Origin of the sequence: Ensifer sp. B1-9 (assembly GCF_050474445.1) — a bacterium.
Taxonomy (GTDB): domain Bacteria; phylum Pseudomonadota; class Alphaproteobacteria; order Rhizobiales; family Rhizobiaceae; genus Ensifer.
In genome coordinates this window covers 224,881-241,146 of record NZ_JBCHVG010000007.1, presented here as the reverse complement: position 1 = coordinate 241,146, position 16,266 = coordinate 224,881, and the positions used below count along the sequence as shown (strand labels likewise).

Below are 16,266 nucleotides of genomic sequence, written 5' to 3'. Positions count from 1 at the left end.
GGGAACGGCATGATGGAAGAACTCGATCCCGCCAATGCTTCGAAGTCGCCGTCGAAGATCATCACGATCGCAATCGTTGCCGTGCTGACGCTCGTCGCCGGCGGCGGCGGTTGGCTGGTGGGCGGCCTGCTCGCTCCGCCTCCGCCGAAGGCAGAGGTCGAGGCGACCAGGGAACCGGCCGCCAACGCCACCGGCGAAGAGGGGCTGCCGAAGGTTGCGACCGAAGCGAATGGCGTCGTCCAGCTCGAGCCGATCACCACCAACCTTGCCTATCCCTCGGAAAACTGGGTACGGCTCGAAGTGGCGCTGCAGTTCGATGGCGCGCCTGATCCCAAGATGGCGGAGCAGATCCACCAGGATATCGCCGCCTATCTGAAGACGGTTTCCCTGCAGCAGATCCAGGGACCGCGCGGCTTTCAATATCTCAGGGATGACATCCAGGAGCGGGTTGACCTGCGCTCCGATGGGCGCGTAACCAATGTGATGTTCAGAACCTTCGTCATCCAATGATTCGATAAATGGTCCGGCTTGTCGCCTTTATAGTCGCCATGACGGCGATGTCCGGTATTGCCGGCGCCCAGAGTTTTCCCTCTGGCATCCTGAATACGCCGATCGACGGGTCGGCCGCCTCGTGGATCATCCGCACCTTCGGTCTCCTGACCGTTCTGTCGGTGGCACCGGGGATCCTGATCATGGTCACCAGCTTCCCGCGCTTCGTGATCGCCTTCGCTATCCTGCGCACCGGCATGGGTCTCGCGAGCACGCCGTCCAACATGATCATGGTTTCGCTGGCACTGTTCATGACCTTCTATGTCATGGGGCCGACCTTCGATCGCGCATGGCGCGACGGCATCGACCCGCTGATGAAGAACCAGATCACCGAGACCGAGGCGATCCCTCGGATCACCGAGCCCTTCCGCGAGTTCATGCTGGCCAACACCCGCGACAAGGACCTGCAGCTCTTCATCGATATCGCCAAGGAAAAGGGCCAGACGGTCGTCGTCGACGACAAGGTCGACCTCAGGGCGGTCGTGCCGGCCTTCATGATCTCGGAAATCCGTCGCGGCTTCGAGATCGGCTTCCTGATCATGCTGCCGTTCCTGGTGATCGACCTGATCGTTGCCACCATCACCATGGCCATGGGCATGATGATGCTGCCGCCAACGGCGATTTCGTTGCCTTTCAAAATCCTGTTCTTCGTGCTGATCGATGGATGGAACCTGCTCGTCGGCAGCCTGGTGCGCTCCTTCAGCTAGGTAAGGCACCCCTCATCGAACGTTTGGCGCGCTGCGAAAAGGCGCAAACAAAAAGGCAGCGCCTTGGCACTGCCTTTCCTCGTCCAGATTGCGTGGCGGACTGCTTAGCGCTCGAAGGGGCCAGTCCGCGCCGGCAGGGCCGGAACGTCGATATGATCGGGCGCCAGACCTTTCCTTGCCCGGTCAGCCATCATTTCGTAGCCCTGTTCCAGGTGGCGGCAGAAGCGTTCGGCATCGAACAGCGGCATGCGGAACCGGTTTTCCTCGAGTGTCTTGCGGTAGTCGGCGATCTTGCCGCGGTCGTTGTAGAGCGCGACGGCCTCGCGAACATAGTCTTCCGGTCCCGCGGCGACGAGTTCCGGCGCGCCGATGGCGTTGAGCAGGCTCTCGCTCACGCGCGAGGCGAAGTTTGTACCCTTGAAGGTCAAGACCGGAAGGCCGGCCCAGAGCTGCTCTGAGGTCGTCGTGTGGCCATTGTAGGGATAGGTATCGAGGCCGATGTCAGCGACAGGGATGCGGCTGATGTGGTCCTGGTAGACGACTTTGGGGCAGACGATGATGCGCTTGGGGTCGATGCCGGCGCTCTTGAACTTTGCGATGATGTTCGCGCGCGCGTCCGGGCGGCTGCACATCAGCCACAGCACGCTGTCCGGGGTCTGTCGAAGGATCTCAATCCAAAGGTTGATCGTCTGCAATGAGATCTTACGGTTGGCGTTGAACGAGGCGAAGACGAAGGCGTCTTCGGGAAGGCCGAGCTGGCGACGCGACATCGGCTGCGGAAGCGGGCGATTGATCGGATCGTTCGGCTGGTAGGTGTCAGGAAGCCTGCAGTATTTCTCGTAGTAGTGCGGTTCGCTGCCGTCCGGCAGCACGTGCGGATCGCCGATGATATAGTCGAGGTCGACGTTGACCGTTGTCCCGGGAAAGCCGAGCCAACTCACCTGGACGGGAGCCGTTTGCCGGTTGAAGATGTTCACCCGGCTTTCGAGCGTGTGCCCCTTCAGGTCGACGAGAATGTCGATGTTCTCGGCGCGGATGACCTCCGCCGCCTGGTCGTCGCCAAGCTCGTTGATGGAAACGATCTTGCCCCACTTTTCGCGGGACCCGTTGTCGCGCGCGACGTTGTCGGGCGACGTGTGGCAGAAGAGAGTGATATCGAAACGCGAGCGATCATGGGCCATCAGCACGGCCGCGAGGAGCTTCATGGTCGCGTGGTCGTGCCAGAAGTCGGATGAGACATAACCGATGCGGATGCGCTCGCCCCAGCTGTGCGGCTGGCTCCGGCGCGCCTTCGCCAGTTCCTCCGGAAGGGCGCGCTGCATGGCTCCGGCGATGTAATTGAGCTTTTCGTCGCCGCACCAGGTGACGTGATAGTAGGGCGCTTCCGCAGCGAGGATATCGAACTGGCCAAGCTTGAGCGCCCGCTGGATATCGCGATCATGCTTCTCGATTTCCGCGTAGTCATTGGCCTCGCGGGCATAGACGAGATAGGCGGAACGCAGCGTCGTGTTCTTGGGATGCGCCTTGAAGAGATTAGCGACTGCCTCGCGGTCCTGCAGGTCGCCGACGTCGGCGGTCAGGAGCTTGAAGGCCAGCGCCTGATGATGACGGTTGCTGCTGGTCGACAGCGGCGCCTTGAACAGGCCGAGTATCTCCTTCTGGTCACGCTTGAGGAAGATCGAAGCGATGATGAATGCGATCTCCGGATCCGTCTTGGCTTTCTCCAGCAGCGGAAGGCCGATGGCCAGCGCTTCGTCCTCGTGGCCGTTGACGAAATAGAGCTTCATCGCCTCGGTCAGATAGTCCTGCGACCGCGAACCGCCGGCCTCTCCGGCGAGCTGGTAGGCCCGCGCCGCTTCGGGCTTGAAGCCGAGTTTCAGGAGCACCTTGGCGAGCAGCACATAGGTCTTCGTATCCCGATTGATGTTCATCAGGATGTTGAGCTGGTCGAGGGCGTCCGTGTACTGGCCTTTCTGGTATTGCCGGGAAGCGGTCGAGAAGATGGCTTGGGCGTTCACTAAGAGCTCCGTCGAATGTGCATGGCCGGCTCGGGGCGAGACACCCCGGATGTCGCAAAACAGGTCTTGCGGGCATCGTAGAGGCGAAACCTTGCCTCAGGCATGAGGCCGCCGGCCCATGTGAAGCCGTCGTTTCTGTCTCGAGGAGAGCCATCGAACAGGTCCTGGCCTCAGCTCGGGAAGCCCGACTTAAAGCGTTGTTAAGTATAAACTATCTCTCGTCGACACGGCTCGGGCATTTAAGGAATTCGCAAGCATTGGGCTCGATATTCGGCCTCACATGACGGGTTTGGTTTCTTCCGAGACAGTCGTTGGAACCGAGAGGCATGAAGCCGATCCGCCATCACCGGTAGTGTAAACAGTCCGGTATGTCCCCCAATCGTCTTAAGTAATAAAGGGACACTCTAATGACGAGCATCATGACCAATTCCGCCGCAATGGGCGCTCTTGCTACCCTGCGTTCGATCAACTCGCAGATGGAAACCACCCAGGACCGTATTTCGTCGGGCCTGCGCGTCGGTAGCGCTGCGGACAACGCCGCTTACTGGTCGATCGCAACCACCATGCGTTCGGACAACAAGGCTCTCTCGACCGTTCAGGACGCCCTCGGCCTCGGCGCTGCCAAGACCGACGTTGCTTACACGGCCATGGAAAACTCCAAGGACGTTGTCGACGAGATCAAGAAGAAGCTGGTTGCCGCGAGCGAGCCGGGCGTCGACAAGAGCAAGATCCAGAAGGAAATCAAGGAGCTGCAGAACCAGCTCGTGAGCATTGCCAAGTCGGCTTCGTTCTCCGGCGAAAACTGGGTCTACAACGACGCCAACAACACGGCTGCTGTCAAGTCGATCGTCGGCTCGTTCAACCGCGACAACCAGGGCAACGTCAGCCTGACGCAGCTCCAGTTCGACACGAACAAGAGCTCGCTGATCGAAGTCAACGCTTCCGGCTCCTACGTCACGACCGGCACGGGTCTGCTGTCCAGCAACATGGAATACAAGCTGGCAACCAACGGCGCGACCGCCACCGCGTCTTACAGCGTCCTGACCATGGACATCACCAACATGACGACCGGCGCTCTGGCCGAGGCCATCTCGGGCGTTGACGCAACGCTCTTGCAGATGACCGATGCCGCTTCCGACCTCGGTGCGCTCAACAGCCGTGTCGAACTGCAGAAGAACTTCGTTCAGGACCTCTCGGACTCGATCGAGAAGGGCATCGGCAAGCTCGTCGACGCCGATATGAACGAAGAGTCGACCCGTCTGAAGGCTCTGCAGACGCAGCAGCAGCTCGGCATCCAGGCGCTTTCGATCGCCAACTCGAACTCGCAGAACATCCTGTCGTTGTTCCGTTAATCCGGCCCAGGCGACGCGGGTTCCGGCCCGCGCCCGACCGCAGAAAATCGAAACCGCGCTTCGCAAGAGGCGCGGTTTTTTGTCGTCCTCTACCGGATGCTGGGGCGTTGTGAAAATAATCGCTGGCTCTTAGGTCGGCGTTAACCACGATGGTGTTTGCTGTGTTCATCGAAGGAGCGGGTTAACCAACAACATTAACCGGTTAACAGGCATGAAGCTGACCGCTGCTTCCCGGTAGCTCCCGGAATGTCCCTTTTTCACGAGTATTGCCAACAAGGGGCACTCAGCCAATGACCAGCATCATGACGAACACCGCCGCAATGGCGGCTCTCTCCACTCTGCGTTCGATCAACTCGCAGATGGAAACCACCCAGGACCGCATTTCGTCGGGCCTGCGCGTCGGTAGCGCTGCCGACAACGCCGCTTACTGGTCGATCGCAACCACCATGCGTTCGGACAACAAGGCTCTCGGCACGGTCCAGGACGCCCTCGGCCTCGGTGCCGCCAAGACCGACGTTGCCTACACGGCCATGGAAAACTCCAAGGACGTTGTCGACGAAATCAAGAAGAAGCTGGTTGCCGCGAGCGAGCCGGGCGTCGACAAGAGCAAGATCCAGAAGGAAATCAAGGAGCTGCAGAACCAGCTCGTGAGCATTGCCAAGTCGGCTTCATTCTCCGGCGAAAACTGGGTCTATAACGACGCCAACAACACGGCTGCTGTCAAGTCGATCGTCGGCTCGTTCAACCGCGACGCCCAGGGCAATGTCAGCCTGACGACGCTCCAGTTCGATACGAACAAGAGCTCGCTGATCGAAGTCAACGCCTCCAACGCCTACGTCACGACCGGCACGGGTCTGCTGTCCAGCAACATGGAATACAAGCTGGCATCGAACGGCGCGACCGTCACGGCCGCCTACAGCGTTCTGACCATGGACATCACCAACATGACGACCGGCGCTCTGGCCGAAGCTATCTCGGGCGTTGACGCAACGCTCTTGCAGATGACCGACGCTGCCGCCGACCTCGGTGCGCTCAACAGCCGCGTCGAACTGCAGAAGAACTTCGTTCAGGACCTTTCGGACTCGATCGAGAAGGGCATCGGCAAGCTCGTCGACGCCGACATGAACGAAGAGTCGACCCGCCTGAAGGCTCTGCAGACGCAGCAGCAGCTCGGCATCCAGGCGCTCACGATCGCCAACTCGAACTCGCAGAACATCCTGTCGTTGTTCCGTTAATCCGGCCCAGGCGACGCGGGTTCCGGCCCGCGCCCGACCGCAGAAAATCGAAACCGCGCTTCGCAAGAGGCGCGGTTTCTTTTTGCTCGAATTCAGCAGCTCCTATCGAAATATCGGCTCCGCTTCAGTTTTTGTTAACCACGATGGTGTTTTCTGTGGCCAACGAAGCGGCGGGTTAATGAACGTTAACAGGCATGAGGCTGACCACCGCTTCCCGGTAATCCCGGAATGTCCCTTTCCATTTCAAATCAGCCAACAAGGGGCACTCAGCCAATGACCAGCATCATGACGAACACCGCCGCAATGGGCGCGCTTCAGACTCTGCGTTCGATCAACTCGCAGATGGAAACCACCCAGGACCGCATTTCGTCGGGCCTGCGCGTCGGTAGCGCTGCCGACAACGCCGCTTACTGGTCGATCGCAACCACCATGCGTTCGGACAACAAGGCTCTCGGCACGGTCCAGGACGCCCTCGGCCTCGGCGCTGCCAAGACCGACGTTGCCTATACGGCCATGGAAAACTCCAAGGACGTCGTCGACGAGATCAAGAAGAAGCTGGTTGCCGCCAGCGAGCCGGGCGTCGACAAGGGCAAGATCCAGAAGGAAATCAAGGAGCTGCAGAACCAGCTCGTGAGCATTGCCAAGTCGGCTTCGTTCTCCGGCGAAAACTGGGTCTACAACGACGCCAACAACACGGCAGCCACCAAGTCGATCGTCGGCTCGTTCAACCGCGACGCCCAGGGCAATGTCAGCCTGACGACGCTCCAGTTCGATACGAACAAGAGCTCGCTGATCGAAGTCAACGCCTCCAACGCCTACGTCACGACCGGCACGGGCTTGCTGTCCAGCAACATGGAATACAAGCTGGCATCGAACGGCGCGACCGTCACGGCCGCCTACAGCGTCCTGACCATGGACATCACCAACATGACGACCGGCGCTCTGGCCGAGGCCATCTCGGGCGTTGATGCAACGCTCTTGCAGATGACCGACGCCGCCGCCGACCTCGGTGCGCTCAACAGCCGCGTCGAACTGCAGCAGAACTTCGTTCGCGACCTCTCGGACTCGATCGAGAAGGGCGTTGGCCGCCTCGTCGACGCCGACATGAACGAAGAATCGACCCGCCTGAAGGCCCTGCAGACGCAGCAGCAGCTCGGCATCCAGGCGCTCACGATCGCCAACACCAACTCGCAGAACATCCTGTCGCTGTTCCGCTAAGCGAACACCCGGGAAAGTCGGGCGACTTTCGCCCGTCTCCTCGCACACAGCGCAAAAAGGCCGCACACCCATCGGGGCTGTGCGGCTTTTTTCGTTCGCGTTCCCGCCTTCCATAGGCGCTTGCGGATGGTGCGATCCGCCTTAACGCTTCATCCATATTTCCTTATTTTTGTTCACCTTCGTTACTGAGTCACTAACGGCGTTAACTATTTGTTAACCATGCGATCGTTACACATTGGTTAAGAGCGAAGGGTCGCCTCCAGGGCAAAACAGGGGCGATTCGCATGATGCCAGTCCCATCGCTGCCGGTTCTGCACTCCGGAATGTCTTCAGAAATTCATTCCGGGCAGGTGACCAATGACCAGCATCATGACCAATACCGCCGCCATGGCGGCGCTTCAGACCTTGCGTTCCATCAACACTGACATGGCCGAGGTCCAGGACCGGATTTCCTCCGGCTACCGCGTGCAGACCGCCGCGGACAATGCCGCCTACTGGTCGATCGCCACCACCATGCGGTCCGACAATGCCGCGCTGTCGACCGTCGAAGACGCCCTCGGCCTCGGTGCAGCCAAGATCGACACGGCCTATGCGGCGATGAATTCGTCGATCGACGTCGTCAGCGAGATCAAGCGCAAGCTGGTTGCCGCGCGCGAGCCCGGCGTTGACAAGCTCAAGATCGACAAGGAAATCACCGAGCTCAAGAACCAGCTCATGGCTGCCGCTCAGTCCGCATCCTTCTCAAGCGAGAACTGGCTCTACAACGCCAATGCCGCCTCCGTCGGTACCAAGTCGATTGTTGCGTCGTTCAACCGCGATGCGAACGGCAATGTGTCCGTCACGACCCTCGACTTCGACACCGCACAATCCATGCTGATCGACACGGCCAATGCCAGCCGTGGCCTCCTGACCAGAAGCTATGATGCTGCCCTGCTGACCTCCCCGGCCGGAGCAACGGGCGCAAGAATCTTCCATCTGATTGGTTCGACCACGGCAACGTCGGATGAAATCAAGCTGACGTCGTCGACAACCGATGCCGAGATGGACGACATGATCCGCGTCGTCGACCACGTCCTCGGCCAGTTGACGGATGCAGGCTCCACGCTCGGCGCCATCACCAAGCGCATCGACATGCAGGAAAGCTTCATCGCCAACCTCATGGATACGATCGACAAGGGCGTCGGTCGACTGGTCGACGCGGACATGAACGAGGAATCGACGCGGTTAAAGGCCCTGCAGACGCAGCAGCAGCTCGGCATCCAGGCGCTGTCGATCGCCAACACGAATTCCGAGAACATCCTGCGCCTGTTCCAGCAGTAAGGCGTATCGGCGGAGAGTGGCCGGCTGCGGCCACGCGATCCGCCAAGACGCTTCCGCTTTCCAGGACGGGAGGCGGCATAAATTGAGTTCTGCCACGTCGTCGGTCACGGCACCCGGTGGAAACGGTTGGACCGCGCTGATTGCCCTGGCGCGGTCCAACACATTCATTTTCGCACAAGTTTGACCGAATAGCCTTCCCTCGCAGTCCTGTCGGATGACTGCCGGCCAAAATGAATCTTGCGCCGCCGCCTGCATGGGATCGCTCCGGGGACCACACGTGTCCGGAACGCGCCGATGTACGTCAAGAATGTTGGGTTCTCCGTATCCGCGGCCGGACCCGAGGGAGACATGTCAGCAGTGCCAGCAGCAATGGAAGTCCGCGCCAGTAGGTGCCGCCTCGCGATCAGACGGGTATTGCCGCATCGCTGTGCTGCCGCGAGTGATCGGTCATGAGTGCGATGCTCTCCCGCTATCTCAAGGATTTCAGCGCGCCGAAGGTCGAGTTGTCGCTGATGCCTCCGAAGTATTTCACCGACCTGGATAGCGACTATGCCGAAGGCGATCGGCCCGGCGCGAGGTCAGCCATGCCAGAGATCGACATTGACGCGGAGCGCCGACGGGCCTTCGCAGAAGGCCGCGCCGAGGCGACGGCCGAACTTGTCTTCGAACACGAGCGCCAGATCGCCGACCTGCAGGCGGCCCATGCGGCGGAACTCGCGGCGTTGACCCAGCGCCTCGAAGCGGAAACGGCCAGTCGCCTCGCCGAACGTTTTGCCGACATGGCCGACGGTCTGGTCACGGCGCTCGGAGATCAGACCGCTCGGGTTTTGGCGCCGGTCATGGAGGATGCCCTCCTTGAGCGCGCCGTCGCCGACATGGCGCAGATGATGAAGCAGGGCCTGGTGGCCGGCGAAGGTTGCACCATCGTCGTCAAGGGCCCGACCCCACTCTTCGAGGCGCTGAAGCGCCAGCTCGGGGAGGACATGCCGTTGTTCCGCCACGTCGAAACCGACGACATCGATCTCGCTGTCGAAATGGACGGTACGATCCTGGTGACGCGCATGGCCGCCTGGGCCGATACTGTCCGGAAAGTTCTCGCATGAGCGACGAAAACCATCACAACGGCAAGCATGAGATCATCATCGTCAAGCGCCACAACGGCGGCCATGACGGGCATCACGGCGGCTCGTGGAAGATTGCCTATGCAGACTTCATGACGGCAATGATGGCCTTCTTCCTCGTCATGTGGCTGATCAACGCGGCCAATGAGGAAACGAAGGCGGCGATCGCCTCCTATTTCAATCCGGTGCAGTTGACCGACCAGAAGCCCGCCGAGCGCGGCCTGAAGGATCCGGCGAAGGACGCGCAGGGCGAGGAGACACAGCAGCGCTCCAAGGTCGATGGCGAGCAGGAAAAGTCCGGCGGATCGGCCAAGACCGGTGACCAGTTGACGGCGACCTCGGGCGAAGAGACCAAGTATTCCGACGCCGACTTCTTCGAGAACCCCTATTCGGTGCTCTCTGAAATCGCCCGCGAGGTCGGCCAGCAGGCCAATATCAGCGTCAAGGGCGAGGGTGGCGCGGCGCAATCCGGGCCGGCAACCGGGGCCGATGGCGGCGAAGCCTATCGCGATCCGTTCGATCCGGACTTCTGGACCAAGCAGGTCGAGGTGTCGGACGCGGGCAATACGACCAAGAGCGACGTCGAGCTCGCCGCTGCGAAGGCGATGCAGGCGGGTGGCGCGCCGGCGGTCGACAAGACCGAGAGTGAAAAACAGGCTGAGCAGGCGAAGGCCGACGGCACCGGCACAACGGCCGAGAGCGATGCCGGCGACAAGCCGAAGACCGAGACGGCCGAGGCGAACGCTGAGAAGCAGGCCGAAGAACTCCAGGCCGAGCTCAAGAAGGAGCTTGCCGGCGAGGCCGGGCAACTGGCGGAAGGCCTGATCGTGACCCCGGCCGAGGGCGGCCTCATGGTTACGATCAGCGAGCGCACGGATGCGCAGATGTTCGCCATCGGTTCGGCCGTGCCGCAGAAGGAACTGGTGTTGGCGATGGAAAAGATCGGCCATCTGCTCGCCGAGCGCCCGGGTGCCATCGCGATCCGCGGCCACACCGACGGTCGCCCGTTCAAGGACGGCACCTACGACAACTGGCGGCTCTCCGCCGCGCGCGCCCAAAGTGCCTATTACATGCTCGTTCGCGGCGGCCTGAAGGAAGACCGCGTCAGCCAGATCAGCGGCTTTGCCGACAGGCGGCTGCAGATCCCTGGCGACCCCTATGCCCCGGGCAACCGGCGCATTGAGATCCTGCTGCAATCGGCTCCGGGTTAAACACCATGCTGAGACGCCTGCGATCGATCCTGATGACCTGCTGCGTGCTGGCGACCGCGTTTGCAACCGGGACCGCAAGCGCGAACGATATCGAGGAACTCGCGCCCTTCAAGATGATCCGGTCGCTGCAATATGTGCAGGATTCCGTGGTGCTCGGCGATCACTCCGCGATCGAGATGCAGCGTTTCATGCTCGGTGCGATCGACAAGCGGCTACGCGCCGCCGACCCGTCGGTATTTCGTGATCCGCGCAACGTCGATGCGGCTCTTGTCTATGCGATGAGCGGCGGCAATCCCGAGACGCTGAAATACCTTTCGGATCATGACGTGGCCGGCAATTTCGATTCCCGCGTCACCGATGCGCTGCGGCAATATCTGAACGGTAAAGGCGGGCTGATCGTCGAGAACCTGTCGAAGGCCGCTCCCGAATACCGAACCGCCCGCATCGGTCCGTATCTCTATCTCATCCTCGGCAATGCGACGTCGCAGCAGGATCCAATTGCGGCGATGAAATATTACGATTGGGCGCGCCTGACGGCTCCGGGTACGATCATCGAGGAGGCGGCCTTGCGGCGCTCCGTGTTCCTTGCTGTGCAGGCCAACGCGCCGGACAAGGGCTTCCACTACGCGCTGACCTATGCGCGCCGCTACCTGACGTCTCCCTACGCCAGCCAGTTCGCCGACGTCTTCGTCGAGCTTGCCGTCGCGCATTTCGACGGCGAGGCTCAGGGACGGATTTCCGAGATCCTCGACTTCATGGACGCGCCGCGCCAGCGCGAGGTCTATCTGCGTGTCGCCCGGCGCGCGGCGATCGCCGGCAAGCAGGCGCTGGCGAAGCTGGCTTCCGAACGGGCCGAAGCGCTCGGGGCGGACGGGGCAGCGCAACCGAAAGTGCTTGCCGGTCTTTATGCCGGACTGGCGTCCGTTCCTTCGAATGATGTGTTTGCCGCAACGGCGAGCATAGCGGCAATACCGGACGCGGAGCTTTCGCCACGCGACCGCGCCCTGCGTGATGCTGCAAGGGCGATTGCAGATGCGGTGGTCCGGCCACCGGATGCTGAAAGCCTCACGCAAGCGTTTGCGTCTAAACCCGATAGACCGATCGAAGCCGATCGCGCGGAAACGGGTGAGGAGACCGGCAGCGGCCTAAGCCCCTTCGGCAATGCGCCGATCCCGGTGGCGGCAGCCGAAGGCGCAGCGGAAATCGGTGCCGGTGCGGCCGGCGATCCCGAACACGACGGGTTCGTGGCGAAGGGGAGGTCAAAGATCGAAGAGATCGATGCCCTTCTGAAGGGAGAAGGGAAATGAGGGCTCTGGACGATAGCCTGCGCGGTCTGCCCCCGGCCCCTGCCGGCAAAGGCAATGGGCGTGCCGGCGGCAAGGAGCAGGCGGGTGGCGCCTTGGGCGGAGCCTTCGAGGATGCCGTGGCGAACGCTGGACGGCAGAAGGCGAATGATCAGGCCGGGGCGGGCAACGGCTTCGGCGACACCGCTGCCGGCGATGACACGGAGGCCGGGGGCTTGATCGACAAGGACAACATTGCCAAGACCGCCGGCCGGCACGGCGCAGCCACGCGCAGCATTGCAATCGGCCGCGACGAGCAGGCACTTGGCGAACATACGCCCCATGGTCGTTTTCCAACGACTGAACCTGACGTCAGCGCAAGGCGCGCGGCGGGCAGGGCCAATCCGGCCAAGGCGAATGCTGACCCGACTGGCATGAACAACGCGACCGTCCCGGACGAGCTCGCAGAGCGTATCGCGTCCCTTGCGGAACGGCTGGCAAAGGCCCAGGCAAACGGCGAGGCGACGGCTGGGGTCGACGCGGATGCCGCCAATGGCGAGGCCGGGGAAACCACGTCGGCATCGAAGACGGATATGGATGACCTGTTGACGCTGCTCGGCGGCGGCCAGGCACCCGGGCAGGCGCTTGGCGAAACGACCAGGACCGGCCATCAGGCAGCGGGCGGACCCGGCGAAGGCGCCGGCATGCATGTCGTCGGAACCGGCGAGCACGGCGCGACACCCGAAGCTGCGGCAGGCGAGGGTGAGCCGGATCGGCTCTTCCGTTTCGCCAGGGCCGACGGCAAGGGACAGGCCGTGACCATGAGCCTTTCGAAGGATGGAGAGGCGGCGTTCGACGGCACCCGTTCGCAGGCTGCCAAGGTTGAGAACGTCACCGTGCTCGAGGCTCGGCGCTATCTGGGCATCTCGATGAACCCGAACACGAGCGCCGTGGCGGATGCGATCGCAGGCGAAGCCGGCGCCAGCGCCTTGCAGCCGAGCGCGGCACTCAGCCAGCCGGGCGCATGGACCCAGGCAGGCAAGACCCTGAACACGCTGAAGATCCAGCTCCATCCGATCGAACTCGGTCTCGTCACCGCCACGCTGAGGCTCAAGGACGACGAATTGCAGGTCGAGCTGAAGGTCGAGACCGGCGAAGCGTTCAGGCAGTTGCGCGATGATCAGAGCGAGATGGTGAAGGCCCTGCGCGCGCAGGGCTTTTCGGTCGACCAGGTCAATATCGTGTTCAATTCGGGCGGCGACACATCCTCGGGCGGCGGCTCGCAGGCCCAGGCTCAGGCCCAACCCGGGCAGCAGGGACGCGAGCGGGCCGACGGGAACGGCCAGGGGCGCCAGCAGCGACAGGAAGACGGCCAGGCTTCGATGGCGGAAAGGTGGGTTGGCAATGGCGAGACGGACGATGCGGCTGCCGGCACTGAGCGCTCTCGTACTGGTCACGTCTACATGTAGTGCCTTCGCCGACGCCGGCATCTGTGAACGCGAGATCGTCAGCGCGGCGGCGAAGTACGGCATCCCTGCCGGAATACTCTACTCCGTCGGGTTGACCGAAACCGGCCGCAAAGGCTCCCTGCAGCCCTATGCGATGAACATCGAAGGCAAGGCCTATTTCGGCACCAGCGAACAGGACGTTCTCATGCAGTTCGGCAATGCCCGTGCGCAGGGCGCCAAGCTCATCGATCTTGGCTGCATGCAGATCAACTACTACTTCCATGGCGAGCATTTCAGCTCGCCGCAGGAGATGCTTGACCCGCACAAGAATGTCGAATATGCCGCGCGCTTCCTGGCCAACCTGCACGCCAAGCATGAGACTTGGACCATGGCTGTTGCCCGCTATCATGCGGGTCCGAACAATGATCCGGCGCAGAAGAAATACGTCTGTCGGGTGATCGCGAATCTCGTCGCGACGGGCTACGGAAAGTGGACGCCGAACGCCACGCAGTTCTGCCAGTAAGCAACCTTTGCTTGTATTTTTGATGCCGATGCCGCATTGTGGCGACAATGCGCGGACAATGTGACGGCAAGAGGATTTGTCGTGGCCCGTTAACTTTTCCACATTATTCTAGTGCCGACGTTAACGGGGTGCCACTAGATATAGATCAAATCGGCGAAACATGGTTAATCAATTATTAATTCCACCCAGTAACTTCCTCTAGTTGTTCATGAATCCCTCGATTCGTACCTCTCGTTCAGTGCGGTGCCATACTGATTCGGAGGCGGACGAATGATCGTAGTGGTTGATGAAAGAGAGCTCGTTAAGGACGGCTATACGTCGCTCTTCGGGCGTGAAGGAATTCCCTCGACGGGCTTCGACCCGAGGGAGTTTGGCGAGTGGGTAAATGCGGCGGCTGATTCGGATATCGATGCTGTCGAGGCCTTCCTGATCGGTCAGGGCGACGCCACCTTCACCTTGCCTCGCGCCATCCGCGATCGCTCCATGGCTCCGGTCATCGCCGTCAGCGACACACCCTCGCTCGAAAACACGCTTGCGCTCTTCGATTGCGGCGTCGATGACGTCGTGCGCAAGCCGGTTCATCCCCGCGAAATTCTTGCTCGCGTCGCTGCGATCCGCCGACGCCTGAAAGCAATCACCAACTACACCGACATCGGTCCGATCCGTGTCTTTGCCGACGGCCGTGATCCGGAGATCAACGGCGAAGTCTTCGCTTTGCCCCGCCGCGAACGGCGCATTCTCGAATATTTGGTCGCAAACCGCGGCCGCCGCGTATCCAAGTCGCAGATCTTCAACGCGATCTACGGGATCTTCGACGAGGACGTGGAAGAGAATGTCGTCGAGAGCCACATCAGCAAGCTGCGCAAGAAACTGCGCAAGAAGCTCGGTTTCGACCCGATCGATTCCAAGCGTTTCCTTGGCTACTGCATCGACTGGAATTGAGCGCCGCGCGGGAGAGCGGGCGCCGAGCCAAGACAGGTTCACGCAAGGCCCGCTTCCTAGTGTCGCCGCAACGAGGAAATGAGGATCCGATATGAGTCTCTATGGCAGCATGAGAACGGGCGTGTCCGGTATGAACGCCCAGTCCAACCGCCTGGGCACCGTTGCCGAAAACATCGCGAATGCGAACACGACGGGCTACAAGCGCGCCTCCACCGAGTTTTCGTCGATGATCCTGCCTTCGGGCGGCGGCAACTACAATTCCGGCGGCGTCGAGACGCAGGTGCGCTACAGCATCTCGCAGCAGGGCGGCACGAGCTACACGACTTCGGCAAGTGACCTCGCCATCAATGGCGGCGGCTTCTTCATCGTCCAGGGCAATGGCGGCCAGAATTTCCTGACGCGTGCCGGCTCCTTCGTGCCGGACAAGGACGGCAACCTCGTCAACACCGCCGGCTACAAGCTGATGGGTTACGAATACAAGGCCGGCGCCGACCCGACGGTCGTCGTCAACGGCTTCGACGGCTTGACCGAAGTCAAGCTCAAGGACGAAGGCCTCGTCGCCTCCGGGTCGACCAAAGGCGCGATGGAAGCAAACCTTCCGTCGGGGGCTGCAGTCGGCGATGAATCGAAAACGTCGCTCGTCGTCTATGACAGTCAGGGTAACACCCGCATCCTCGACTTCGTCTACAAGAAGACCGGTGTGAACGCCTGGTCGCTCGAAGTCCGTGACCGCGACACATATTCGGCAGGCCCTCCGGCGGCCGGTGTGCTCGGCACGCAGACCATGACCTTCGATGCGGCCGGCAAGCGCATTTCGGCAACGCCTGCGACGCTGACGACGACCGCTATCACGGGTCTTCCTGGCACGGGCGCCGACCTGAATGCCCTGACGATCGACACGACGAAGACAACCCAGCTCGGCGGCGACTTCACCAGCAGCGGCGGCGGCATCGACGGCAGCAAGCCGAGCAAGATGTCGGGCTTCGAGATCGACAAGGACGGCATCGTCTACGTCAAGTACGGCGACGGCAACCTCATTCCGAAGTTCCGCATCGCGCTGGCGACCGTTCAGAGCCCGGACAAACTCTTGCCGGAGTCGGGCAACGTCTACTCGCAGGGCACCGATTCCGGCGTCATCGTCACCGGTTTTGCCGGCTCTGGCGCCTTCGGCAGCATCCAGTCCAAGGCGCTCGAAAACTCCAACGTCGACATCGCCAACGAACTGACCTCGATGATCGAGGCGCAGCGCAACTACACGGCAAACTCCAAGGTATTCCAGACCGCCTCGGACCTGCTTGACGTGCTGGTCAACCTGAAACGGTAATTGAAAGAGATACGG

General features: G+C 61.5%; 14 protein-coding genes. 13 read left to right on the top strand and 1 reads right to left on the bottom strand.

Annotated elements, in window-relative coordinates; genetic code table 11:
* The first annotated feature begins 12 nt into the window (after positions 1-12).
* Together ACQ5BM_RS15070 and fliP are read left to right on the top strand one after the other, a co-directional pair.
* Complete coding sequence (locus tag ACQ5BM_RS15070) at positions 13-510, top strand: flagellar basal body-associated FliL family protein (protein ID WP_429812894.1); 498 nt, start codon at positions 13-15, stop codon at positions 508-510.
* An 8-nt stretch (positions 511-518) separates the two neighbouring features.
* Positions 519-1,256, top strand: coding sequence for a flagellar type III secretion system pore protein FliP (fliP, locus tag ACQ5BM_RS15065; protein ID WP_429812534.1), 738 nt, complete (start codon positions 519-521; stop codon positions 1,254-1,256).
* Between the two features lie 104 nt (positions 1,257-1,360).
* Here fliP and ACQ5BM_RS15060 read toward each other — a convergent pair whose 3' ends face one another.
* Positions 1,361-3,274, bottom strand: coding sequence for a glycosyl transferase (locus tag ACQ5BM_RS15060; protein ID WP_429812531.1), 1,914 nt, complete (start codon positions 3,272-3,274; stop codon positions 1,361-1,363).
* Positions 3,275-3,681: 407 nt separating this feature from the next.
* Between ACQ5BM_RS15060 and ACQ5BM_RS15055 the strand changes: the two genes are divergently transcribed.
* The 11 genes from ACQ5BM_RS15055 (at position 3,682) to ACQ5BM_RS15005 (ending at position 16,251) form a co-directional block, all read left to right on the top strand.
* Complete coding sequence (locus tag ACQ5BM_RS15055) at positions 3,682-4,626, top strand: flagellin (protein WP_429812528.1); 945 nt, start codon at positions 3,682-3,684, stop codon at positions 4,624-4,626.
* A gap of 290 nt (positions 4,627-4,916) precedes the next feature.
* Positions 4,917-5,861, top strand: coding sequence for a flagellin (locus tag ACQ5BM_RS15050; RefSeq protein ID WP_429812525.1), 945 nt, complete (start codon positions 4,917-4,919; stop codon positions 5,859-5,861).
* 273 nt (positions 5,862-6,134) lie between these two features.
* Positions 6,135-7,079: a flagellin gene (locus ACQ5BM_RS15045; protein WP_429812522.1), complete on the top strand. Its 945-nt coding sequence runs from the start codon at positions 6,135-6,137 to the stop codon at positions 7,077-7,079.
* A gap of 357 nt (positions 7,080-7,436) precedes the next feature.
* On the top strand, positions 7,437-8,399 hold the full coding sequence (locus ACQ5BM_RS15040; protein WP_429812519.1) for a flagellin: 963 nt from the start codon (positions 7,437-7,439) through the stop codon (positions 8,397-8,399).
* Between the two features lie 449 nt (positions 8,400-8,848).
* Positions 8,849-9,502, top strand: a complete 654-nt coding sequence (locus ACQ5BM_RS15035) for a hypothetical protein (protein WP_429812515.1) — start codon at positions 8,849-8,851, stop codon at positions 9,500-9,502.
* Positions 9,499-10,731 carry a MotB family protein gene (locus ACQ5BM_RS15030; protein WP_429812512.1) on the top strand — a complete coding sequence of 411 codons (1,233 nt, stop codon included), beginning with the start codon at positions 9,499-9,501 and terminating at the stop codon, positions 10,729-10,731. Before ACQ5BM_RS15035 ends, ACQ5BM_RS15030 begins: the two co-directional genes overlap by 4 nt.
* Positions 10,732-10,736: 5 nt before the next feature.
* Complete coding sequence (gene motC, locus ACQ5BM_RS15025) at positions 10,737-12,038, top strand: chemotaxis protein MotC (RefSeq protein ID WP_429812509.1); 1,302 nt, start codon at positions 10,737-10,739, stop codon at positions 12,036-12,038.
* Complete coding sequence (locus ACQ5BM_RS15020; protein WP_429812506.1) at positions 12,035-13,483, top strand: flagellar hook-length control protein FliK; 1,449 nt, start codon at positions 12,035-12,037, stop codon at positions 13,481-13,483. Before motC ends, ACQ5BM_RS15020 begins: the two co-directional genes overlap by 4 nt.
* The gene (locus ACQ5BM_RS15015; protein ID WP_429812891.1) at positions 13,434-13,985 is read left to right on the top strand and encodes a transglycosylase SLT domain-containing protein; all 552 of its coding nucleotides are present in this window, start codon (positions 13,434-13,436) and stop codon (positions 13,983-13,985) included. The genes ACQ5BM_RS15020 and ACQ5BM_RS15015 overlap by 50 nt, the downstream gene beginning before the upstream one ends.
* Positions 13,986-14,255: 270 nt before the next feature.
* Positions 14,256-14,927 carry a transcriptional activator Rem gene (gene rem / locus ACQ5BM_RS15010; protein WP_173515614.1) on the top strand — a complete coding sequence of 224 codons (672 nt, stop codon included), beginning with the start codon at positions 14,256-14,258 and terminating at the stop codon, positions 14,925-14,927.
* A 91-nt stretch (positions 14,928-15,018) separates the two neighbouring features.
* On the top strand, positions 15,019-16,251 hold the full coding sequence (locus tag ACQ5BM_RS15005; RefSeq protein WP_429812504.1) for a flagellar hook protein FlgE: 1,233 nt from the start codon (positions 15,019-15,021) through the stop codon (positions 16,249-16,251).
* Positions 16,252-16,266 lie beyond the last annotated feature (15 nt).